Source organism: Nesterenkonia natronophila (genome assembly GCF_003595215.1).
Classification (GTDB): Bacteria; Actinomycetota; Actinomycetes; order Actinomycetales; family Micrococcaceae; genus Nesterenkonia; species Nesterenkonia natronophila.
Map to the genome: position 1 here is coordinate 369,413 of NZ_QYZP01000002.1, position 23,394 is coordinate 392,806.

Sequence of the window (23,394 nt, forward strand, 5' to 3'; positions counted from 1 at the left end):
GCAAATTTAGGAGACCGCGCCGGTCCATTTCTCCCCGGGGCCCTTCCCGGGCTCATCGGTAATCAGGGAAGCCTCCCTGAATGCCAGCTGGAGTGACCGCACGCCGTCGCGCAGGGGCGCCGCGTGGGTGCCGCCGACCTCCGGCGCAGCGGCAGTGACCAACCCGGCAAGGGCCGTAATAAGCTTGCGGGCCTCGTCGAGATCCTTGAGTTCCTCGGCATCTGGTCCATCTGCCAGGCCGGTCTTCACGGCGGCGGCGCTCATCAGGTGCACAGCCACCGTGTTGATCAGCTCCACGGCGGGGACCTCGGCGATGTCGCGGGTGTGGGTGCCCGTGAGTGACACGAGGTCCTCATCAGCAGGGTTCTGAATATCCGGGGTGTTCTGGTCACTAGTCATACTGATAAGATTCTCACAGTCGATTTCAACCGCGCTACTGCGCGCCTAGACATCGGCCTCATGGAATCTTTCATCGAATCAGGAGCAAGACAGATCAGCGAACCACGCATCAACAGCCGAATCCGAGTTCCAGAAGTCCGTCTGGTGGGCCCTCAAGGTGAGCAAGTGGGCATCGTCAGAATCGAAGACGCACTGCGTTTGGCGGGCGAAGCTGATCTTGATCTGGTCGAGGTTGCTCCGCAGGCCAAGCCACCTGTCTGCAAGCTTATGGACTTCGGCAAGTGGAAGTACGAGGCCGCGGTCAAAGCCCGCGAGTCCCGCAAGAACCAATCCACCACCACCCTCAAGGAAGTTCGTTTCCGTCTGAAGATCGACGACCACGACTACCAGACCAAAGTCGGTCACGCGCGCCGTTTCCTGGACGCCGGAGACAAGGTCAAAGCAATGATTCAGTTCCGCGGACGTGAACAGCAGCGTCCCGAGATGGGTGTGCGGCTGCTGCAGCGCTTCAGCGAAGACGTCTCCGATCTGGGGCAGGTGGAATCCTCTCCCCGTCAGGACGGCCGACACATGGTAATGGTCGTTGGGCCTCTGCGCACCAAAGCCCAGCAGGCTAAGGCTGCAGCCAGCGGCGACGGTGAAGTCTCCGACAACGAGGACAATAAGGCCAAGACCAAAGCCAAGAACGAACGCCGTGCCCAGAAGACTCAGGAGCGCCAGAAGCGCGTTTCCACGGATGCGAAGGACGTCAAGCCGCTCTCGCACTCCATGGAGGACTACCTTCCAGACGAGCTCAAGAACCGCTGAAACACTCACGCCGCCTGCGAATCCTCAATGGGGCCCCGCCGCTGGCGCGGCAGTGTAGTGAGGCGTGTCTAACAAATTTGGGTCGATGGAAGCGTTCACGTAACATGGGTCGTTGGGTCTGGACGCTTTGTGCCCGCATGTGGAACATGCGTCCCTCCCATGACAAAGGGGCTGTCGCTCACCACCTGTGCTGGGGCAGCCCACCTCCGTGCCGTCGTCGAAGTTTTCTTGGCGATCAGTGAAGGCACTGCAGGTCCGAACAACCCGAAGGAGTGCGGCTCTATGCCGAAGAACAAGACTCACTCTGGGGCCAAGAAGCGTTTCAAGCAGACCGGCTCCGGCAAGATCAAGCGCCAGCAGGCTAACCGCCGCCACTACCTGGAGCACAAGTCTTCGCGTCTGACGCGTCGCCTGGCATCTGACCAGATCGTCACCAAGGCTGACGAATCGCGCATCAAGAAGATGCTGGGCCTCTGAGTCCCACGCATCACGTAAGACCACAGACTTAGCTCACAGGAGAAACATTCATGGCACGTGTGAAAAGGGCGATCAATGCCCACAAGAAGCGCCGTAAGGTCCTCGACCGGGCTTCCGGCTACCGCGGACAGCGTTCCCGCCTGTACCGCAAGGCCAAAGAGCAGCTGCTGCACAGCTACACCTACAACTACCAGCACCGCAAGAAGCGCAAAGGCGACTTCCGTCGCCTCTGGATTCAGCGCATCAACGCTGCCTCCCGCGCTCACGGCATGACCTACAACCGCTTCATCCAAGGCCTGAAGGCTGCCGGTGTCGAGGTCGACCGCCGGATGCTTGCTGAGCTGGCCGTGTCCGACTCGAACGCCTTCGGCTCCCTGGTGGAAACTGCACGCCAGGCTCTGCCCTCGGACGTCAACGCCCCTAAGGCTTCTGCCTGACCTATTGGCATGACGCGACGATGCCCGCTTCCATTCAATGGAGCGGGCATCGTTGCATTAACTGCAGCATCGAGTGATACCGTGCGACGTCTGGATTCCTGGTCCAGGGGGGCTGGCTGGTGACGTCTCATCCGATTGTGCCCTAGAGCCTGAGAGAGTGATGCAGTGATTGACGAATATTTGATGGATAATCCGCGCAGTGAGCGGGTGAAGCGTGTCGCGTCGCTGGCCACTCGTGCTGGCCGCAAGAAGCACCGCCTCTTCTTGGCGGAGGGCCCCCAGCCGGTGCGCGAAGCTTTGGCGCTGTGGTTAGCCCGGTACGAACCTCAGGAGCGCTCCCTGCTCCACGAGATGACTGTTTCCTCGGTTCTGCCGGAGTTGGATGCTTTGTTTTTTGATGCCTCCGCAGTGCAGCGCTTTCCAGATATTGAGGCGTTGTTGGACCGTCTGCGTGCAGTGCTTTTCGACCCCACCCTCGATCTGCCACGTGGTGCGCGTCCCTTCCTGCGCGAAGCAACCCCTGAGGTGTTGGCAGCCATGGGCGATGCGGAGACCTCACAGGGATTGATGGCGGTGGCTCGCATCCCCGATCGAAGCTCCGAGTCCAGGAGCCTTGAGTCAGCGACAGCAGCGCCCTCTGTGTCGCTCATTGCCGGAATGGTGCGCGTTCAGGATCCGGGGAATGTGGGGACGATTATCAGAACCGCTGACGCCGCAGGAGTCGACATGGTGGTTCTCTCCTCGGGAGCAGCTGACCCTTGGGCGCCGAAGGTGGTCCGCTCCGCGGCCGGATCTCATTTTCATGTCCCCATCTTCACTGGCGCTGAAATGGGTGAGTACGCGCGGGTCGCGAAGTCCGCGGGAGGGCAGGTGGTGGCCTCCGCTGGAGAGGCTGAAGTCCAACTGACTCAGCTGTCGCCCTCAGGGGAGGAGACGGGACCATTCAACGCCGCAGAGCCCACGCTCTGGCTTTTCGGCAATGAAGCGCGCGGCCTCACTGTTCAGGAGATCGAGTTGGCGGATCACGTAGTGGCGATTCCGATTTATGGCAAGGCGGAGTCGCTCAATGTGGCCACCGCGGCTACGATCTGCCTCTACTTCACCGCCATGGCTCAGCACTCCGCCTCGTCGAGTTCAGGCCTGCCCGCTGGCCCGAGCTCAAGAAGGGACTCTCCGGGTGAGCCCCGCTCAGGATGATCATGGAGGGAGGCGCAACGTTGAGAACACCGGCTTTTGCTGTGTCCACTGCGGAGAGCCCGTTCCCAAACACGCCGGTGGGAGCTACCGCAATCACTGTCCGTACTGCCTGTGGTCTCGCCATGTCGATCACCTGCCGGGGGATCGAGCCGCGGACTGCGGCGGGCCCATGAGGCCCGTGGGTGTGGACTACTCAGGCAAGAAGGGATATATCCTTCTTCATCGCTGCACCGATTGTGGCGGGGCTGACCGCAACAAGATCGCCCCCGACGATGATATGGACGCCGTCATAGCGCTCCAGCGTCCTCGCTGAAGGCCGCGGTCTGCCCCCACCTTGGAGCTGCGGTTCAGCCCCCTGCCGGAGTGAAGTCCCGGCTTCCGAGGAAACCTGGCCGCGGCTTCGGAGCTGCAAACGGCTCCACCAGCTTGTTCTCCACGGAGTTGTACACAATGAACACGTTGGAGCGTGGATAGGGTGTGACGTTGCCGTTGGAGGCGTGCATGCAGTTGGAGTCGAACATGATGGCTCCTCCGGCGGGGCCCTCCAACACATCGATGCCAAAAATGTTGGCAAACTCCTCAAGTGTGGAGGCTGCCGGGACACCGGCTCCCTGCATGATCAGGGAAAGCTTATGGTTGTCTTCTGGAGTTTCGCCCGCGGCGCAGACGTAGTGCTTATGGGAACCCGGCATAATCATCAGCGGCCCGTTGAACGAGTAGTTGTCCGTCAGCGAGATAGAGATGCTCACCGCGCGCGGAGTAGGCATCCCATCCTCCGCGTGCCAGGTCTCAAAATCGGAGTGCCAGGTGAACTCCTTGCCCACAAAGCCAGGCTTGTAATTGATCCGGCTCTGGTGAACATAGACGTCCGAACCGAGGATCTGCCGTGCCCGGTTCACAATGCGCGGATCGTGGGCAATCTTCTTGAAGATCTCGTTGCTCCTGTGGACATCGAAGATCGAACGCACTTCATTGGATTTGGCTTCCACCACGGTGCGCTCATCAGCTTTGACCTGAGGATCCTCGGCGAGCCGCTTGAGCTCGTTGCGGAAGAGGGTCAGCTCATCGTCGTCGATGAGTTTGTCGATTGTCAGGTAACCGCGCTGGTCGAAACTCTCCAGCGTTGCCGCGTCGAGTGGACCCTGGTCTGCGGTGCCGTGCACAACAGCACCCGCTCGGGGCATGACGCGATTCTCCCCCTGCCGTGTGGGATAGAGGTCGGCGACTTCCGGGGCGATGGTGGTCATTGGTCAGAGCCTCCTTGGTCTTTCGATGTGTGCTTCGTCCGCGGCAGCCGTTGCTGCCGGACCCAAGGAGTTCGCGACAGCACCGGTGCCGTCAACAGGACCGTATCAGGCCCTCCGTGGAGTGCAACCCCTGGTCAGGAGCAGGTTCTGGGGTTTGTGTTGGAGTCGCGCCGCTCGCTGGAGGCCAACTCCGCGGTCTCCAGCTGGAACGTGGAGTGCGTGATTGGCACATCAAAGTGCTCTGCAACGCACGCGCGAAGGGCGGCTAGCGTCTCGGGCCCGCAGCCCTCACTGAAGCAGGCGTCGTCGACAACGATGTGAGCGGAGATGACGGGCAGCCCGGTAGCCACGGTGGAGGCATGCAGATCGTGGACCTCCTCCACGTGGTTGAGGGCGAGCATGTGTTGGCGAACCTCGTCCAGGTCCAGTCCGCGCGGGGTGAACTCCAGAAGCACTCGACCTGTCTCCCGCAGTAATAGAATCGCCCGAGGCACAATCATCGCAGCAATCAGCAGGGCGATAACGGCGTCGGCCCCGTACCATCCGGTGACCCAGATGATTATCGCGCCTGTGATGACGCCCAGCGACCCGAGCGCGTCTGCGCAGACCTCCAGAAACGCAGCCCGCAGATTGAGGTTTGCCCGCCGCTGAGGCGCTAGAACAAGAAGGGCGACAATGTTTCCCAGCAAACCCGCCGCACCGAAGAGCAGCAGCTCTACGTGGAGTATTTCCTGCGGATCCCTGAGGCGGTGGATCCCTTCCACAGCGGCGTAGACAGCGATTCCCACCAGCAGTGCCGCTTGCAGAGCGCCGGCTAGGGTTTCCACCCGGCGGTATCCCCAGGTGCGGGTGCGGGTGGCGCTGCGGAACATCAAGCTGGCTGCAATGACCGCCACCACTAGCCCGATGCTGTCGGCGAGGGAGTGGACGGCGTCAGTCAGCAGCGCCAATGACCCTGTGATCCATGCACCAATGGCTTGCGCCGCTACAATTCCAGCGGTGATGGCGCAGGCGATCAGCAGGCGACGCCGCTGCGCAGCCGCGTCGCGGGCCGTCGCGTCCTGACTATGGCCATACCTGGATCCCATGTATTCACAATAAGCCCGACTATTGAGAATAGCGATGGTGCGAAGCTTGCGCAGCACCATTAGTACAAGCGGCTCCGTTAGGGTGGACGCATGGTTGCTTCAGGAAACTATATAGTCACTAACGCTCGGGTGGTCCCCATCACGACGGAGTCCTTTGACGGTTCAGTGTTGGTCACCAACGGGAGGATCGCCGCGCTGGGTCCAGATGTGGAAGCCCCGGCCGGGCACGAAGTGATCGACGCCGCCGGCGGGTGGATCCTGCCCGGGTTGGTTGATGCGCATGTTCATCTGGGAGTCCATGAGCAGGGTGAAGGCTGGGCCGGGGCCGACTTCAACGAGTCCACTGATCCCGTCACTGCGGCGGTGCGGGCTGTCGATGCAATCAACCCTGTGGACATCGGGTTCGACGACGCTCTCTCCCACGGCATCACAACCGTCAACGTCAATCCGGGCTCTGCCAACGTCATCGGTGGCCTGACAGTCGCGATCAAGACCCACGGCGCAGTCGTCGACGATATGGTCCTGCGCTCGCCCTCCGGGCTGAAGGCCGCCCTCGGTGAGAACCCCAAACGTGTCTACGGCGACCAGAGGAAGGCGCCCAACACGCGGCTGGGAACCGCTTTTGCGGCACGGAAGGCATTTGCCGAGGCTCAGCACTGGGCTGCCAAAAGTGCTGAGGATCGCCCAGCCGATCTCGTCTCCGAGGCGCTGTCCAAAGTTCTTAATCGCGAAATCCCATGGCGCCAGCACTGCCACCGAGCTGATGACATCATGACCGCCTTGCGCATCGCCGAGGAGTTCGGCTACGAGCTGGTTCTGGACCACGGGACTGAGGCACACCTGGTCGCTGATCGCATCGCAGCTCGGGGAATCCCTGTGCTCTACGGACCCATGATGGTCTCGCGGTCCAAAGTGGAGGTCCGGGCCCGCAGTCCGCGCGCACCTGGGATTTTGGCTCGGGCCGGTGTCAAGGTCTCGATCATCACCGACCACCCGGTCGTTCCCATCGATTTTCTAATCAATCAGGCTGCGTTGGCCGTCAAAGAGGGGATGGAATCGGAGGAAGCGCTCAAGGCGGTTACCATCAATCCCGCCGAAGTGCTGGGGGTCGCTGACCGGATCGGCTCCATTGAGCCGGGCAAGGACGCCGACCTTGCGCTCTGGGAGGGCGACCCGCTGGACACTCGCCACCGGGCTCTGCGCACCTGGATCGAGGGCAAAGAGGTCTACTCCTACGATTCGACCACTGGTACTGGCTCGGTGTTGCCCCGCTGGTAGGTGCCCTTCACACCAGCCTCCAGCTTTGCTTGACTGAGCCTATGGAATCTCAATTCAGTGCAGGCACCTCAGTTCGCGTCACCGGCAGGGTCCAAGGGGTGAACTACCGGAACTCCGCCAAGCGACAGGCCGATGAGCTGGGCCTCGTGGGTTGGGTGCGCAACACCGGTGATGGCGCCGTGGAGTTGCTGATCGGTGGCGATGGTCCCGCCGTCGACTCTTTGATCAGCTGGTGCGGCAAGGGTCCGAAGCGGGCGGAGGTCACTGCGGTGGACACCCGGGAAGCGTCAGCGGAGGAACTTCAAGCACTGCCCCAGGAGGGTTTCGAGGTCCGGCGGAAGTGAGTCCCCTTAGGGACGTAGGGCTCAGCCAGCGTCGTCGGAAGGTGCTTCCGGAGGGGTTAGGCCCAGCTGAGGGGGAAGCTCTCTCTGCTGGCCGAGGACGTGTTGGGCGAGGAACGTGAAGATCACCTGATACCAGATCTTGGTGTGCTGTGGTTTGAGGATCCAGTGGTTCTCATCCGGAAAGTACAAGAACCGGTGCAGAGTATCCCCATTCTCGTCAGCGGGCAGTCCTGAGTCGGCAAGCAACTCATACCACAGCCTGAGCCCCTCGCCGATGGGTACGCGGTAGTCCTTGTCGCCGTGGATCACCAGCATTGGGGTGACGATCTCGCCGACGAAATCGTGCGGGGAGTCCCGGTCCATCATGGTCTGATCAATCTGCCGGCGCCAGAACGGCGACATGTCGGTGGTGGGCCCGAACTGGTCCAGGGCCCACAGGCTGGCATGGGTGACTATCGCCTTGAACCGATCAGTCTGTCCGGCAATCCAATTGGCCATGTAGCCGCCGAAGGAGCCTCCCATGGCCGCCGTTCGGGAAGCATCGATGTCTTCGCGACCCTCGACCGCGTCGGTGATGCTCATCAGGTCCGTGTAGGGCTTATCCCCCCATGCGTTCCAACCTCGCTGGACGAAATCCTGACCGTATCCGGTGGAGAGGGCTGGATCCGGCAGCAGCACCGCGTAGCCCTGTTCCACCGCCAGCCACGGGTTCCACCGCCAGGTCCATGCGTTCCATGAGCTCAGAGGTCCGCCGTGAATCCAGAGCAGCAGCGGAGCTGGCTGCTCAGCGGAGGCTCGTTTGGGCAGGCACAGCCATCCACGGACGACCACGCCGTCGCTGGCGTCAGTGTGGACATCCTCCAAGGTGCCGGGCAGCTCAGGCCGCTGGGTGGGATTCCATAGGCGGGTAACGGCACCTGTGTCGAGATCGATGCGTACCACCTCATCGGGAAAGGCGTAGCTGCTGCGCACCGCGTATGCCGTGGTCCCGTGAAGGACGGGGAAGACCTCAGAATAGACGGCGTCTTCTACCGGAACCTGGGTGGCTTCGCCGGTGTTGATGTCTACGATGAAGAGCCCGCCGCGGCCGTTGCTGTCCGCGACCGCCAATAGTCGCTGCTCGTCGATCCAGGGGTGGGAGGAGGCGGGGTTCAGCCACAGGTCCAGATTTTCGGCCACGGGCGTCACCGCCCCGCTGCTGATGTTCAAGACAGAGAGCCTAGGGGCGAGGGCGTTGTCCGGGGTGGGCTTGGCTGAGGCAATGACGACAGCTTTGGTGCCATCCGGGCTGATAGGCCCTGGGGAAAACGTCATGCCGGGAGTGTCGATCAGCATATGGTGTGCTCCGGTGACGGTATCCACCAGGCTGATGCCAGAGCGGCGGTCAGTCTTAGCTTCGGGCACGGTGACACCGACAAGTGCCTGAGAACCATCGGGGCTGAGATGCACAGTGCCTTCAAAGGTTCGGCCCAGGCCCTCCGTGATCCACCGCAATCGTGGCAGAGCAGGCTCCGGGGTGAGGGGCGCGTCGCCGCCTGTTGTGTCCTCGGCTTCCAGCATGAACGCGTGCGTCTGGGCGGGCCCCAGGTCATGATCCCAGTACCGCACCGGGTATCCGGAGTGCAGAACGGCCTTCACAGAATTGTCCTTGCGCAGGCTGTGCAGGCTCTGCTGGGAGTCTTCATCGGCAGCACCGGGCAGCAGGGGTGCAGTGACGGTTGTGACATCAGCCTCAGCTGCGGTGATCACGGAGGTGATGCCTCCGGCCCGGCGATTGACCACGCGAGCCTCACCGCCGTTCGCCGGGAGACACCACAAAGCACTGTCTTCGTCCTCTCCTGCTTCATCGGGGCGGGCTGAGGTGAAGTACAAGTCGCCGTTGGCGGCGAACGCGGGACCGGCTTCCCCCTTGATGCTGCGGGTCAGCCGCCGTGCGGGACTCTGGCCGGTCGGATCCACTTCCCACAGGGCGGTGACGTAGCCATTCTTCTTGGAGTTCAGCGTTTGCACTGTGGTGACCAGGCGGGACCCGTCAGGGCTCATGCAGAGTCCGGCGGTCCGGGGGTGGGCGACGTAACGGTCCAGGTCAGCGAAGATCGATTCAGCCATATGTGTCAGTCTGCCACGGAGTGATCAAATGGCGTCTGGACCCCGCCTCAACCACCCACCGTGCTGATGGGCTACGCCCGCACCTAGCAGTAGGCGCCCAGGCTGTTCTGCTGACAGCCGCCGCGGCAGGCGGTGTGACTCTTCTACGCTGGAGTACTCTGCATTCCGCGCCGCAGCGGGGTTATAGTGTGCAGCGATGCAAACCTCCCGCCCCAGGCCTGCCCTGATTCCCCTCACGCTCAGCGCTATCCTTCTTCTCGCAGCATGCGGAAACGACGACGATGCCGACTCGTCCCCCGAGCCCGAACCCGACCAAGAGACTGCTACCGCGGCCGATGAGGGGACGGATGAGGGCTCAACCCACGAAGACTCAGCTGATCCCTCCGACGAACCGTTCGCTGAGGCAGAACTGGCTGATGTGGCCGGAAACGATGTCGGTCGCATCAGCTTCGCAGAGGCGGAGGAGGACGCTGGCGTCCAGGTGCGTCTTGAGGCCTGGGGTCTCGGACCAGGCTTTCGGGGCGTGAGTATCCACGAACGTGGCGCGTGCGAGGCGCAGTCGACCAACGAACTGGGTCAGATCGGAGACTTCTACTCCGCCGGCGGCTCTCTCAAAGGTGATCATGTCGAGGATATGGACGTCATCGAGGGGGAGGGTGAGCTCGAGGCCGAGACCCCGGGGGTCGCTGATGCTGAGGGGGAGGTGGCGCACACCGATAGAGCTGGCAGCCTCCCTAACCTTCTGGTCAATGAGGACGAGTCCGGTTACCTGGAAGTGGTGACCGACCGGCTCAGCGAGGACCTGCTGCTCGAAGGTGACGGCCGAGCGGTCATCATCCACTCCGCACCGGACCATCACGGCAACGTTCCTGAACGCTACGCTCCCTACGGCCCCGATGTGGTGTCGGAGACCACCGGCGACACCGGCGACCGGGTAGCCTGCGGCGTCGTCGAATAGGTCACTTCCAACTTTCAGGGGGTTGTTGAGAGGTCAGCTTCCTGCAGCACACTGACATGGCAGCAACCGCCTGAGATTCATGCCCTGATAGCACAGCAGCGTGTTGAGAACACCGGGCGATGACGCTCTCGTTGCTCGGCAGCCTATGAACTCGCTAGGGTAAGGGACGGTGTGCCGGGAAGTCTGGTCGGCAAGAGCAGTCGCAACACTGCGTTCATTGGGTCAAAATGTAGGATGCTCTGAGCGCATGTTGCGCTTGATCGCACCCGATTGACCAACCACGAGCACACAGGAGGCGGAGATGTCGCGAAGCCCCCTGCCCGCTGTGTGCCGTTCAGCTCTGCTCCCCGCCCCGAGCCCGGCGGGAGGCGCCCAATGACCCTGATGGTCCTGCTGTTTCTCACCCTGCTGCTTGTCCCCGCAGCAGCCGCGGTACACAAATTTCTGGGCCGCGACACCGGTTGGTTCGCAGCTGCGGGTCTGACGGTGCTGGGTGGACTGAGCCTCATCTGGTTGCCGGAGGTGATCGCAGGGCAGACCATTGATGAGTACTTGCCGTGGATCCCCACAGTCGACGTGGGCATCAGACTCCGGCTCGACGGCCTCGGCATGGTCTTCCTGATGCTCGTACTCTTCATCGGAGCGCTGGTGATGGCATACAGCGCTCGGTACTTCTCGGTGAAGAAGAAGACCAGCGACTACTACATCTGGATGCTGCTGTTCGTCTTCGCGATGTCCGGGATGGTGCTGGCCGATGACATGATCCTGCTGTTCGTTTTCTGGGAGTTCACCACCCTGTGCTCCTTCTTCCTCATCAACCGCTCCGGAGACAGGGCGCCGGGTCCCGCCCAGCGCACGCTGCTGATCACCATGGCAGGTGGTCTGGGACTGTTGACTGCAGTCCTGTGGATTATTGTCCGCACTGAAACCACGAGCCTCTCGGAGGCTCTGCAGCATCAGGTGTGGGCTGAGGACGCAGTGTTCACTGGGGTTGTGGCGGTCCTCATCGCCTTCGCCGCGTTCACCAAGTCCGCTCAATTCCCCTTCCACCTGTGGCTGCCTGACGCAATGGTGGCCCCGGCCCCGGTGAGTGCCTATCTTCACGCGGCGGCGATGGTCAAGGCTGGCATCTACCTTCTGCTGCGCTTCTCCCCGGTGTTTGAGGGGGTCCCGGTCTGGCAGACCCTGCTGATCGTCTGCGGTCTCATCACCGCCCTGATTGGTGCCCTGTTCGCCCTGCAGCGTCATGACATCAAAGAAATCATGGCCTATTCCACCGTCTCTCAATTGGGGTTTTTGGTGGCGATCATCGGCATCGGCACTCCCACTGCCATTGCCGCGGCCACGATCCATGTCATCGCTCACGCACTGTTCAAGTCCAGTCTGTTCATGATGGTCGGGCTCATCGAGCACCAAACACACACTCGTGACATCCGCGAGCTCAACGGACTGCGCGGCACTATGCCGGTCAGCTTCATCATCACAGTGTTGGGCTGCCTCTCGATGGCTGGGATTCCGCCGCTTTTCGGCTTTGTCTCCAAGGAGAACCTCCTGAAGGGGTTCCTCTCAGCTGCGGAGGATCCTGCGCTTTTCGGACCGGGCCTGACGTGGACCATCACAGTGCTCGGAGTCCTCGCTGCACTCGGGACGTTCGCGTACTGCGGACGGATCGTCTTGGGAGTGTTCACCAGCTACACCGGGGCCGGACGGCGCGACGACGCCAAAGAACCTATGGCGCCTATGAGCGCCCGCGAGGCGCCGCTCGCCTTCTACGCTCCGGCCTTGCTGCCCGCTGCGGCAGGCGCTGTCCTGGGTTTCGTGCCCTTCCTTTTCGACGGGCTGATCACTGCCTCGACGCAGGCGTCAACCACCTCGGATTATGAGCCGTATTTCTATCTCTACGGCGGGCTCAGCACCGATCTGATGCTCTCGGTGATCATCATCGGCGTCGGTCTCGCAGCCGTGCTGGGCCGCACCCGACTCGACAGTCTCATTCCGCGGAAGGTGCTCCCATGGACTGGTGTCGGAGTGGTGGAGCAGATGCGCATCGGCAGCATTGCCTTCGGCCGCCGCGTGGGAGACATTACCCGCACCGATGTGCACGCCGTGCACCTTACGGCCCCAGGGATCTTCCTTGTCGGCATATTCGTAGCCGGAGTGCTCAACGTCGGAGAGGTCGGTGAATTCACTGCTGGCCACACCCGTATGACCGACTGGGTGCTCATCGGGCTGCTGGCCCTCTTCCTGCTGGGCACCGTGATCTCTCAGTCCCGTACAGCGGCTGTTGTCCTTGCCGGCGGCGCAGGGTTCGTGGTGGGAGCCTGGTATTTCGCACTGGGTGCCGTTGATGTCGGGATGACTCAGCTTCTGGTGGAGATTCTCACCGTGGTTGTCCTCGTGCTGGTGTTGCGCAAACTGCCGCGCAAATTTCACCAAGTGTCGCGGTCGCGAACCGCCGTCTCAGCCGTGTTCGCAGTCGCTTTCGGGTTGGCCGCCTTCGTGGCGGCTTACGCACTGACCAATCGGCGAGGCCAGTCGCCAGCGGCCCAGTGGTACCTTGAGGAGACCTACGAGACTGTTGGTGCGCTGAACACCGTCAACTCCATCCTGGTCGACTTCCGCGCACTGGATACCTTCGGCGAACTGACTGTGCTCGGGGTGGCTGGATTCGCCATCCTGGCGGTCCTCAACTCCGCCTTCTCCACCTCTGACTCCCATCCGGCTGAATCCAAGGTCTGGATCGGGACCCCGCTGGACAACGCCGCTGACAACACTCAGGCCATGCGCAGCGTGTTCAATTGGATGGCCCCCTTCATTGTGCTGCTCTCAGTGGTGCTGCTGCTCCGCGGCCACTATGACTCCGGCGGCGGCTTCATCTCCGCCCTGGTGCTCGGCGGGTTCTTCGCGCTGCGGTACTTGGTGGCACCTTCAGACTCAGCGGTCAAGCTGCGCTTCGATTATGCGCTGATCATCGTCGGAGGCATCGCCATCGGCGCGGTGGTGGGCCTTGCGGGCTTCCTCGACGGCGCGGAAGGGTCGTACTTGCGCCCGATCGTCATCTGGGAGGGCCTGCCCCTGCCATGGGGCACAGAGGCGGGATTCACCCTCACTACGGCGTTGATCTTCGATGTCGGCATCTACTTGGCGGTGATCGGCGCTGTCCTGGTGGCACTGGACCGGCTTGGTCAGGCCCAGCGGTACCCGGCGGAACTGCTCAAAGCCCATATGAAGTCTCAGGGGCAGCGGACGAGTCAGATCGAACGCATTGAAATGCACGCAGGCGAGGACCCCGGGGACGTGCCGTTGGAGGCTGAGGGCGAAGGTTGGCACCCGGAACCCTATGCTGGCCGACCGAAGACCAGCAGGGGAGATGAGAGCTGATGAGTATTGCGATAGCAGTCGGGCTGCTGACCGCCGCAGCGGTCTACCTCTTCATGCAGCGGGGTATGGTCCGCATTGTGCTGGGCTTCATTATGGCGAGCCATGCCGCCAACCTGCTCCTCTTCGCAGCTGGGAACACCGCCTTTCGCGGTGTGCCGTACATCGGCACCTCGGACTACGGCGATGGTGGGGACCCCCTTCCGCAGGCCTTCGTGCTGACCGCTATTGTGATCGCCTTCTCTATCACGATGTTCATGATCACCCTCGCGATTACGACCACCCATGACGACGACACGGAGAACGACGAGGAGTCCCCGGCTAAGGTGCTGGGAGCCGCCGATGCGGATGCTGACTCCATGTTCGACCCTCTGGTCACTGGGGCAATGGCCGCCGGCACCGGAGGGGCGCACGCATCACCGTTGAGCCCGGTCCACGATTTTGAAGGTCGGGACGACGACTCCGCGGAGGCGCCCAATGCTGATGAAGGGACGGGCGAGCACCAGTCGAGGAAGGACGTGAGATGACAGAGATCCTTCCTCCGCTGCTGCCGCTGCTGGTCGGTATCCCACTACTGATGGGTGCCTTGGGTGCGGCCCTGCGGAGAAGCAAGCGGGCTCGGCACATCATCAGCCTTGGCACCCTCACCGCCATGTTCGTCTTCTCCCTCCTGCTGGTGATCGCCACCCACGACGGCACCGTGCTGGCCCACAAAGTGGGATTTTGGGACTTCACGCCCCAGGTCGCCATCCCGTTCGTGGTGGATGCCCTGAACTCGCTGGTGCTGATGATCATCACGATCCTCGGTATCACCAGTGTCATGTTCGCCATGGCGACTCATGAGGCTCGGTCACGGTTCTACCATCCGTTCGTCCTGATCCTTATGGCCGGGGTGGCGGGGGCACTGATGACCGGTGACATTTTCAACCTCTTCGTCTTCATCGAGGTCATGCTGCTGCCGAGTTACGGGCTGCTCGCGATGATGGGAGCCAAGCTCGGCGCTCACGGGGCGCGCATCTACGTCTCGGTCAACCTGTTGGCCTCAACGCTGCTCCTCTTCGGCGTGGGTCTGGTCTACGGCACAGCCGGCACGGTGAACCTCGCCGAACTCCATGGGGCCGGTGTGGACGACCCCGCAGTCGCGGTGGGTGGCGCCGTCGTCCTCACCGCCATCGGAATCAAGGCTGCTGTGGTCCCGGTGCATGGGTGGCTCACACGCACCTACCCGATGACGTCCCCCGCGGTGACCGCGCTCTTCTCCGGCATCCACACCAAAGTGTCCATCTACGCGATCTACCGCATCTACTCAGTCATGTTCGACGGAGACGAACGGTTCCTGTGGATTGCACTGGTCGTGACCAGCCTGACCATGCTCATCGGAGTGCTGGGCGCTATTGGCGAGAAGACCACGCGGTCCATCCTGGTCTTCCACATGATCAGTCAGATCGGCTACATCCTCATCGGTGTGGGCCTCTTCACCGGACTGGGGCTGACTGCAGGGATCTTCTACCTGCTGCACCACATGATTGTGAAAGCCAGCCTGTTCATGTCCACCGGCGCCATTGAGGAGACCTATGGCACTGGAGAGATCAACAAGCTCGGAGGAATGCTCAAACGCGAGCCGCTGATCGCAATCACGTTTATGATCGCTGCTCTCTCCCTGGCAGGTCTGCCTCCGTTCTCCGGTTTCGTGGCGAAGTTCAGCATTATCCAGGCCACTTTGGAGCAGTCCCACTACTGGGTGGCTGCGGTAGCAGTAATCGTCAGTGTGTTCACCCTGCTGTCAATGCTCAAGATCTGGGTCGGCGTCTTCATGGGCAAGCCCCCGGCGGACCTGGAGGAAAACGCCCTGGCCTACCAGGAGCGGATGCACGGCAAGCGCTACCTCCGGGTGCAGGCGCAGGCGGAGAGCCCCACGCTCACCATCGGCCCGCCCACTGCCGCCATGTCGGCAGTGCTGTCACGCCAGCGGGCGGTCAGAGTTCCAGCCAAGCTCATCATTCCAGGTGCCATCCTGGCCGCCATCACTGTGTTCTTCGGCTTCGGTGCCGAGCTGCTGATGATGCTGTCGGAGACGGCTGCGGAAAACCTGCTGAACCCCGAAGAATACGTGGAGGCGGTGATGAACGCATGAGCACCGCATCCTCTCTGACCTCATGGCCCTGGCGGATGTTGAGTTTCCTGGTCTGGTACGCCAAAGCATTCGTGCTCGCCAATGTGTACGTCACCCTCGACGTCCTGCGGCCCAAGAAGCGGATGAAGATGGCCCCAGCGATCATCGCGGTACCAGCGGCCAGTCGGTCTGACACGGAATGGACCCTGATCTCCTGCCTGATCACATTGACGCCCGGGACTTTGACCCTGTCAATCTCTCGGGAGCACCAGATCCTGTATGTGCACGGGATGTTCGTCGACTCCCGAGAGTCCCTGGTGGGGGAGATCCAAGAGATGGAAGATCGGATGCTGCGGGCCCTACGCCGATCTCCGGGCGACCTGAGACGTCCCATTCAGGTCCCCGACGTGGAGCCGGTTGAGGAGCCTCCCGGAGGTGAGCTCGGTGATTTCTGACGTCACATTGGAGATAGCTCTGATTCTGTTGGGACTTGGAATGCTGCTGGCTGGGGTGCGAGCCTACCTGGGGCCAAAAATTACCGACCGGGCAGTGGCCGCTGACCTGATCTTCTTCGCAATCATCGGGTTCATTGCGCTGATCGGGTTGCGGGCCAACATTGAAGCCCTCTTCGACATCATTCTCATCGCCACTCTGCTGGGGTTCATGGCTGCGATCTCGATGGCCCGGCTCGGATCAGGAGGTCGCCGCTGATGGAACTCTACGACCTCATGCATGGCGCTGGCCTGCTGTTTATCTTCTTGGGAATTGTGACCATCATTGTGGCTGGGATTGGGCTGTTCAGACTCCCGGACCTCTACCTGCGCGCCTCTGCCGTCGGCACCTCCGCCGGTCTGGGAGTGGCGTCCATTGTCATCGGTGCGTTGCTGATGGACTTCAGTGGGTTGAACTTGATCAAGGCAGCGGTGGCAGTGATCGCGCAGCTTCTGACCTCCGCCGTGGGATCTATGGCGATCGCCCGTTCTGGTTACCTCAACAACTCCATGCCTGCAGAGATCACCCATACCGATGACCTGCTGAAGACCCGACGGGACCTCGACGCAGACTCGCACGGCGAACCCTCAAGGTAATTTCACCCAGCGTTCACCGATCGCCCAGGAAGTATCCGGATACTGGGGCATCATGAACACTTTTCGTGAGCAGCCCGCGGCGATTTCAGCCCTCCAGCCGCACCAGCTGGGCCGTCAGGATGATGAGTCCATAGAAGTCATTGATGAGACTGCCACCTACGAGCACGGGGCCCAGCCGGGCACCGTCTCTGCGGCAGCGGATCAGCCGTTCATGGTGAAGGCTCGCCAGCGTGAGGAGCATGAGGAGGGTGACCGTAGCGACCAGGATGAGCACAAAGCAGAATCGCCGCTGAAACTGACCGCTGCCACATGGAAGTACAGCTTGAAAAGGACCTTCAGCGAGTTTGGGCGGGATCACTGCACAGACCTGGCCGCCGGCCTGACCTACTACGCGGTCCTGTCCATTTTCCCCGCGCTGATCGCCCTTGTCTCCATTTTGGGGGTCATCGGTGAAGCTGATCGAGTCACGGGGTTCTTCGTTGACATGGTCGATGACATGACCGATGGCAACGAGGAGGTGATGGAGACCGTCGATACTGTCGTCGGCAACATTACGGGTGTCGGTGGAGCCGGGCTGGGGCTCGTCGTCGGCATCCTGCTGGCGATGTGGACGGCGTCGAACTATGTCAACGGATTTTCCAGAGCCATGAATCGAATCTGGGAAGTCGAGGAAGGCCGTTCGGTCCTTAAGCTGCGTCCACTGGTCTACCTCGTCACGGTGGTACTGATTCTTCTGGTGGCGGCCGCTGGCATGATGTTGGTGGTTTCCGGGCCAATCGCAGAATCTCTGGGCAACGCCATAGGCCTGGGGGATACGGCATTGACAGTGTGGAACTGGGCGACCCCCGTGGTGCTCATTGTGGTGGCTGCGGCCGGTATTGCATTGCTGTACTCCACCACGCCGAATATTCGGCAGGCGGGAATGAAGTGGACCTCAGCGGGGGCGTTGGTCACGATCCTGGTGATGATCCTCAGCACCGCCGGTATTGCGGTCTATGTCATGAACTTTGCCAACTACGAGGCAACCTACGGTGCGCTGGCCAGCGTCATCATTTTCCTCTTCTGGGTTTACATCATGAACATCGTCCTGCTGCTGGGCGCGGAACTCGACGCCGAGCTGGAACGTGGTCGCCAGCTCCAGGCTGGGATCGTCGCCGAACGCACGATCATGCTGCCACCTCGGGAGACAAAAACTGCGGAGAAGAAGCACGCGAAGCACGAGAAGCTCGTGGCGTCCGGCCGCGCGCTCCGTCTTTCGAAGGGAAACATCAATGATCCAGACGAGTTCTGGCGCCGGCATTCCTCGGAAACGTAGTCGTGTGATTCACGACACAAAGTGAAATATTCCGTCATATTCGTCGTGAGAAAATCCTCAGGCTTTGCACAGCTTGCTCCCAGTCCGTGTTACCGAAATGTTTCATGTGATTGTCAGGTGCTTGTGAACTTTGGGTAACCTTGCGGCAACCTGTTCCCCACCTGAGTGCGGACTTGCCCGGAATGGCAGGCCTCTAGCCCAGACATCGTTGAGGGCTGCGGCCGCGCGAAACGGTTTCACGAATGTTCAAATGACCGCCTTGACTTCTTTGTGATTTGCGCTAGTCGCTTCTTCTGCGCCGCACATGACTCGGTAACGATTCGATCACGGGGCGCGAATCGTCTCATCAGTTGAGTCACTCGGTCGTAATCTGGGAGCCACCTGAGTATGGATTTGTGGCACACGCCACTTCTACTCCGCACCTACCTTTCATGAGGAGCAACACGTGAAACTACGCAAACTCTCTGCTGCTGCGGCCATTGTGGCCTCCAGCGCACTCGTCCTGTCGGGATGCACCCCCGGCGATGATGGGGAGAATGGCAACGGCGATGCCAACGGCGCCGAAAACGGCGAGAACGGCAACGGCGAAAACGGCGACGGCGGCGTCCAGGAGGGGACCGGCGGAGAATTCGACCAAGAGGGCGCCCTCTACACCACGCTCCCCGACTCCGGTGAGTTGGCGGAGATGCCGGAAGACTTTGAAACCCAGGAAGACACCATCATCGTCTCTCCCGGTGAATCCCCGTTCATCAATGTCAATGACGACTACTCCGGGGCAAACTCCGTCAGCAACGCCATCGTTGCCGCCCGCATGAGTTCCGGGTTCATCTACTTCGGGACTGATCTGTCGATCAACCCCAACGAAGAGTTCGGCAGCTATGAGGTCATCAGTGAGGATGACCCATATACCGTCGAGTACACGATCAACGATGAAGCGGTCTGGTCCGACGGCACACCGGTGACAGTCCGGGACTACCAGATCGACTGGGCGGCGCAGGCCTACGCCGGCACTGAGGATGACGAAGATGAGGGAGCAGGCTTCAGCCCGTCGGGAACGTCGCTGGCGATGTACATTCCGGATGGTTTCCAGTCTGAGGAGCCAGACTCCAAGACGTTCACCATGGAGCTCCCGGACTTCTACGCCGACTGGGAACTGTTGGTCGGCGGACCGAACGTTCCGGCTCACATCGTGGCCGAGCAGGCGGGTATGAGCGTTGAGGAGCTTGATGAGGCCATGGATGAGGGAGACATTGAAGCTCTCGAACCTGTGGCGGAAGTGTGGAACACCGGCATGGGCAGTGAGGGGGAGTGGGATCCAGAGATCGCACTGTCCGCTGGCCCCTATCAGCTCGCCGAGTGGAACTGGGAGGGCGAGGAGACGGGCGGATCCGTGACCTTGGAGCCCAACCCGGAGTGGTGGGGCACCCCACCAGGGACAGAGAACCTGGTCTTCGACTTCCTGAACGAGGACACACACGTTCAGGCACTGGAGAACCTTGACGTTCACATCGTTGAGCCCCAGGGCGACGAGGACGTGAAGCTGGGCCTTGATTCACTTGCCGAGACTGGCGACTTCGTCGTCCACGAAGGTGACGTAGCCACATGGGAGCACATCGACTTCCAGTACCAGCAGGGCCCATTCGCCGAAACTCCGGAACTGGCAGAAGCATTTGCGCTCTGCCTGCCACGTGAGGAGATCGTCGATCAGCTCATCGCGCCGGTCAACCCCGACGCTGAGGTGCTCAACGCCCGCGAAATGCTGTCCTTCGAGGACGACTATGAGGAGTACGTCGAGGAGGCCTACGACGGCCGCTATGACGAGGCTGATGTCGACGCGGCCGCAGAAATCATCGAGGAGCACGACGCTGCCGGTACCACCGTGGAGATCAACCACTTCGGACAGCCGCGCCGCGCCGCTACTGTGGAAATCATCGACACCTACTGCGGTTCTGAGGGCGCGGGCTTCGACATCGTGGACGCTGGCACCCCAGACTTCTCAGCTGAGCTGCTTGAGGGCAACTGGTCCGGCGTAGCGATGTTCGCTTGGGCCGGCTCCGGCCAGGTCGTATCAGGTCAGAACATCTACTCCTCTGACGGCGCACAGAACTCCACCGGCTTCTCCAACGACACGGTCGACGAGCAGTGGGGAGTTGTCGCCGACAACGTCTCGGACGAAGAGCGCATGGAAGCCCTGATCGAAATTGAACAGGCGCTCTGGGATGACCTGCACGGCATCCCGCTCTACGTTCACCCCGGCGTCGTGGCTGCAGATGCGACCATCGCCAATGTCCGGATGACCGCCGCGCAGACCAGCGTGCCGTGGAACGCTGAGCAGTGGCAGCGGGCTGAGTGACCCAGTCCCCTTAGGGACCGGCCTCACCACTTACGGTAAAGCACCAAGGTTCAGGGGCCCGGCAGAGGATTCTCTGCCGGGCCCCGGCCGGTGCTGCGCTCACTGACCCGCACAGACCGGAAGGCGAAAAACGCACCGTGCTGAAATTTATCTTTAAGCGCTTCGGACGGCTCTTCCTTGTCCTCTTCGGGGCATCCGTTGTCTCATATGCGCTTGTAGTCCACTCCGGGGATCCGTTGCAGGATCTCCGAGAGTCCACAGATGCTGACGCCGAGTACCAAATGGAGCTCCGAGCCCAGCAGCTGAACCTGGAGCTGCCCTGGACCGACCAGTATTACCTTCCCTGGTATGAGCGCTACTGGGACTGGCTGACCGGGGTTCTGGGCTGTCTCGACCCCACCGACCGGGTCATCGGGCCCTGTGACTGGGGGACCACAGTCAACGGCGGCGATGTCACAGCGCAGATCGCCAACGCGGCTGAGGTCTCCCTGCGGCTGGTCCTGATCGCCACGCTGTTGGCTATCGTTCTCGGCGTTCTGACCGGCATCGTCTCAGCGATGCGGCAGTACTCGGTATTCGACTACTCCATGAGTTTCGTGATGTTCCTCTTTTGGTCACTGCCACTGTTCTGGGCTGCAGTGATCGCCAAGGAATACCTCGCGATTCGCTACAACAACTGGATGGCTGACCCGCACTTCACGGCTCCGACAATTTTTGTGGTGGCCTTGCTGCTCGCCGTCGTCGTCCCGACGGTCTTGGGTGGGAGCCCCCGCCGCCGTATAGCTACAGGTGCGGTGATGTTCATCTACACCTGCACCGTGATGCCTTTCCTGGATCACATCCATTTCATGGAGCAGCCACGGCTGGGCACGGGTTTCATCGCTGTCGCCGCCGTTGCGCTTGCGGTAGGTTTCACGGCTCTCATCGCCGGGATGCAGAACCGCAAGGTGCTCTACTGCGGACTGGCCGTCGCGGCGCTGGGCATCCTCTCCTACTTGCTGACCTGGGACCTGATGCGCGGAGCGCAGGGTTACCTGATCCCCATGGGCCTGTTCGCCCTCACCATTGTGATCTGCGTGGCCATCGGACGAATCTTTGGGGGCTACGCCAAAGGCCAGGCCACGGCAGTGACGCTGCTGACCGGAATGCTGACCTCCGGCATCATCCTTCTGGACCACTACATGTACACCTGGCCAGGTCTGCTGTCGGTCAAACCGCGCCCGATCCGGACTGTGGGAGCCTCCACCCCGAATCTTCGCGCAGATGACTTCTGGGTCATCTCCCTGGACCATCTCAGCCAGCTCTGGCTCCCCACCCTGGTGATGATGCTGACCTCCCTGGCGACCTACACGCGCTACACGCGCAGCTCCATGCTGGAGGTGGTGCAGCAGGACTATATCCGTACGGCCCGGGCCAAGGGCGTCACCGAACGCACTGTGGTGCTCAAGCATGCCTTCCGCAACGCGATGATCCCGCTTGCCACTTTGGTGGCGTTCGACTTCGCCGGGCTCGTTGGAGGAGCGATCATCGTTGAGAGAGTCTTTGGCTGGAACTCTATGGGCACGATGTTCATCACCGGGTTGACCAACGTCGACCCCGCCCCCGTGATGGCCGTCATTATCTTTACCGGAGGGATAGCGGTGATATTCAACTTCATCGCCGACATTCTCTACGCCGTTCTCGACCCAAGGATCCGAGTATGAGCAACGAACAGACTCCAGACTCTGACCTCGAGCAGCAGATGGTGGATCTCGCGGAGGTCGAAGACGCCAAGCTGACGGCAGATCACAAGTCGTACTCCCAGAACCAGCTGATTCGGAGACGGTTCTTCTCTCACGTGCCAGCGATGGTCTCGTTGGTCGTTCTGTCGATCATCACTGTCCTCGCCTTCACCTCTGTAGGTTATGGAATTATCCCGGGTTGGTGGCAGCATCCTTTCCGGCTCCCCCAGGGCGCTCAGCTGGTGAACGATGGGCAGCCTACGATGTTCCAAGACGGCCAGATCGTCGGCCCACATCCTTTCGGTCAGGACGGGCTGCCTCGCGATATCTTCGCCCGGGTCATGCGCGGTACACAGCAGTCGCTGATCATTGGAGCGGTCGTGGCCCTGGTCTCGTCAGTGATCGGAATCCTCGTCGGCGCCATCGCAGGGTACTTCCGGGGGAAGATCGAATCAGTCCTGATGACCCTGACGGACTTCGTCATTGTGGTCCCCTTGTTGGTCATAGCGGCCATTCTGGGCAGTTACGTCAGCGATATGCCGTTCGCTCCCTTCCCTCTGGCCATTGCCCTGGGGCTGGCTCTGTGGACAGGCATGGCCCGCCTAGTGCGCGCTGAGGTGCTGTCTCTCCGGGAGAAGGAGTATGTCTCCGCCGCGATCGCCATGGGCGCCTCCCCCTGGCGCATCATTCTCAAGCACATGCTGCCCAATGCCATTGGTGTGATCATTGTCAATGCCTCATTCACCGTCGCTGCTGTGATTCTGCTTGAGTCCGTTCTGTCCTACCTTGGTATGGGGATCCAGGCGCCAGAGGTGTCGCTGGGGATGCTCGTCTCTCAGGGTGAGTCTGCGATCAACACCCGGCCTCACCTGTTCTGGATCCCCGGCATTTTCATTCTGACCATCACACTGTGTGTGAACTTCATTGGTGATGGTCTGCGCGACGCCTTCGACCCGCGCCAGCAGCGCAAGGGTGATCGCCGTCCCGGTCTGCGTCAGATCCTCGGCCTGCGCGGCTTCGCCATGTCGCAGCAGCGCCGCGCTGGCACCGAGTCGGGCAGCACCGACAAGGACCAGGAGTGAACT

General features: G+C 61.5%; 22 protein-coding genes. 18 read left to right on the forward strand and 4 right to left on the reverse strand.

The genetic code is table 11. The annotated features are described in order from the left end of the window. Positions 1–6 precede the first annotated feature (6 nt). The gene (locus D3250_RS06825; RefSeq protein ID WP_119902615.1) at positions 7–399 is read right to left on the reverse strand and encodes a DUF1844 domain-containing protein; all 393 of its coding nucleotides are present in this window, start codon (positions 397–399) and stop codon (positions 7–9) included. A gap of 60 nt (positions 400–459) precedes the next feature. Here D3250_RS06825 and infC point away from each other — a divergent pair, with 60 nt between their 5' ends. From infC to D3250_RS12200, 5 genes are all read left to right on the forward strand, one after another. After that, positions 460–1,206: a translation initiation factor IF-3 gene (infC, locus tag D3250_RS06830; RefSeq protein ID WP_119902616.1), complete on the forward strand. Its 747-nt coding sequence runs from the start codon at positions 460–462 to the stop codon at positions 1,204–1,206. A gap of 282 nt (positions 1,207–1,488) precedes the next feature. Continuing rightward, the gene (gene rpmI, locus D3250_RS06835) at positions 1,489–1,683 is read left to right on the forward strand and encodes a 50S ribosomal protein L35 (RefSeq protein WP_119903029.1); all 195 of its coding nucleotides are present in this window, start codon (positions 1,489–1,491) and stop codon (positions 1,681–1,683) included. Positions 1,684–1,733: 50 nt separating this feature from the next. Then, positions 1,734–2,120, forward strand: a complete 387-nt coding sequence (gene rplT, locus D3250_RS06840) for a 50S ribosomal protein L20 (protein WP_119902617.1) — start codon at positions 1,734–1,736, stop codon at positions 2,118–2,120. Between the two features lie 165 nt (positions 2,121–2,285). Beyond that, positions 2,286–3,317 (forward strand): TrmH family RNA methyltransferase, encoded by a 1,032-nt coding sequence (locus D3250_RS06845; protein WP_225973193.1) that lies wholly within the window; start codon positions 2,286–2,288, stop codon positions 3,315–3,317. Next, on the forward strand, positions 3,298–3,630 hold the full coding sequence (locus tag D3250_RS12200) for an RNHCP domain-containing protein (protein WP_225973194.1): 333 nt from the start codon (positions 3,298–3,300) through the stop codon (positions 3,628–3,630). Before D3250_RS06845 ends, D3250_RS12200 begins: the two co-directional genes overlap by 20 nt. 34 nt (positions 3,631–3,664) lie before the next feature. Here D3250_RS12200 and thpD read toward each other — a convergent pair whose 3' ends face one another. Both thpD and D3250_RS06860 read right to left on the reverse strand, forming a co-directional pair. After that, positions 3,665–4,564 (reverse strand): ectoine hydroxylase, encoded by a 900-nt coding sequence (gene thpD / locus D3250_RS06855; protein WP_119902619.1) that lies wholly within the window; start codon positions 4,562–4,564, stop codon positions 3,665–3,667. A gap of 134 nt (positions 4,565–4,698) precedes the next feature. Beyond that, complete coding sequence (locus tag D3250_RS06860) at positions 4,699–5,652, reverse strand: cation diffusion facilitator family transporter (protein ID WP_119903031.1); 954 nt, start codon at positions 5,650–5,652, stop codon at positions 4,699–4,701. Between the two features lie 90 nt (positions 5,653–5,742). On the opposite strand from D3250_RS06860, the gene D3250_RS06865 reads away from it, so the two are divergent. Both D3250_RS06865 and D3250_RS06870 read left to right on the forward strand, forming a co-directional pair. After that, complete coding sequence (locus D3250_RS06865) at positions 5,743–6,930, forward strand: amidohydrolase (protein WP_119902620.1); 1,188 nt, start codon at positions 5,743–5,745, stop codon at positions 6,928–6,930. A 41-nt stretch (positions 6,931–6,971) separates the two neighbouring features. After that, positions 6,972–7,274 carry an acylphosphatase gene (locus D3250_RS06870; protein WP_119902621.1) on the forward strand — a complete coding sequence of 101 codons (303 nt, stop codon included), beginning with the start codon at positions 6,972–6,974 and terminating at the stop codon, positions 7,272–7,274. 21 nt (positions 7,275–7,295) lie between these two features. Here D3250_RS06870 and D3250_RS06875 read toward each other — a convergent pair whose 3' ends face one another. Continuing rightward, entirely contained in the window at positions 7,296–9,383 is a 2,088-nt protein-coding gene (locus D3250_RS06875) for a S9 family peptidase (protein ID WP_119902622.1), read from the reverse strand. A 196-nt stretch (positions 9,384–9,579) separates the two neighbouring features. Between D3250_RS06875 and D3250_RS06880 the strand changes: the two genes are divergently transcribed. From D3250_RS06880 to D3250_RS06930, 11 genes are all read left to right on the forward strand, one after another. Then, positions 9,580–10,341, forward strand: a complete 762-nt coding sequence (locus D3250_RS06880; RefSeq protein WP_119902623.1) for a superoxide dismutase family protein — start codon at positions 9,580–9,582, stop codon at positions 10,339–10,341. A gap of 375 nt (positions 10,342–10,716) precedes the next feature. Beyond that, a complete protein-coding gene (locus D3250_RS06885) occupies positions 10,717–13,722 on the forward strand; it encodes a DUF4040 family protein (protein WP_119902624.1) in 3,006 nt (1,001 codons plus the stop codon). Continuing rightward, the gene (locus tag D3250_RS06890; RefSeq protein ID WP_119902625.1) at positions 13,722–14,246 is read left to right on the forward strand and encodes a sodium:proton antiporter; all 525 of its coding nucleotides are present in this window, start codon (positions 13,722–13,724) and stop codon (positions 14,244–14,246) included. Before D3250_RS06885 ends, D3250_RS06890 begins: the two co-directional genes overlap by 1 nt. Next, entirely contained in the window at positions 14,243–15,853 is a 1,611-nt protein-coding gene (locus tag D3250_RS06895; protein WP_119902626.1) for a monovalent cation/H+ antiporter subunit D family protein, read from the forward strand. The genes D3250_RS06890 and D3250_RS06895 overlap by 4 nt, the downstream gene beginning before the upstream one ends. Continuing rightward, positions 15,850–16,287 (forward strand): Na+/H+ antiporter subunit E, encoded by a 438-nt coding sequence (locus D3250_RS06900; RefSeq protein WP_119902627.1) that lies wholly within the window; start codon positions 15,850–15,852, stop codon positions 16,285–16,287. Before D3250_RS06895 ends, D3250_RS06900 begins: the two co-directional genes overlap by 4 nt. Continuing rightward, a complete protein-coding gene (locus D3250_RS06905; RefSeq protein WP_225973195.1) occupies positions 16,268–16,543 on the forward strand; it encodes an MrpF/PhaF family protein in 276 nt (91 codons plus the stop codon). Before D3250_RS06900 ends, D3250_RS06905 begins: the two co-directional genes overlap by 20 nt. After that, the gene (locus tag D3250_RS06910) at positions 16,543–16,920 is read left to right on the forward strand and encodes a cation:proton antiporter (protein ID WP_225973196.1); all 378 of its coding nucleotides are present in this window, start codon (positions 16,543–16,545) and stop codon (positions 16,918–16,920) included. Before D3250_RS06905 ends, D3250_RS06910 begins: the two co-directional genes overlap by 1 nt. A 52-nt stretch (positions 16,921–16,972) precedes the next feature. Next, a complete protein-coding gene (locus D3250_RS06915; RefSeq protein ID WP_225973197.1) occupies positions 16,973–18,235 on the forward strand; it encodes a YihY/virulence factor BrkB family protein in 1,263 nt (420 codons plus the stop codon). Positions 18,236–18,680: 445 nt separating this feature from the next. Next, positions 18,681–20,588, forward strand: coding sequence for an ABC transporter substrate-binding protein (locus tag D3250_RS06920; protein ID WP_119902629.1), 1,908 nt, complete (start codon positions 18,681–18,683; stop codon positions 20,586–20,588). 137 nt (positions 20,589–20,725) lie between these two features. Further along, the gene (locus D3250_RS06925) at positions 20,726–22,291 is read left to right on the forward strand and encodes an ABC transporter permease (RefSeq protein ID WP_119902630.1); all 1,566 of its coding nucleotides are present in this window, start codon (positions 20,726–20,728) and stop codon (positions 22,289–22,291) included. Continuing rightward, positions 22,288–23,391 carry an ABC transporter permease gene (locus D3250_RS06930; RefSeq protein WP_119902631.1) on the forward strand — a complete coding sequence of 368 codons (1,104 nt, stop codon included), beginning with the start codon at positions 22,288–22,290 and terminating at the stop codon, positions 23,389–23,391. Before D3250_RS06925 ends, D3250_RS06930 begins: the two co-directional genes overlap by 4 nt. Positions 23,392–23,394: the final 3 nt, after the last annotated feature.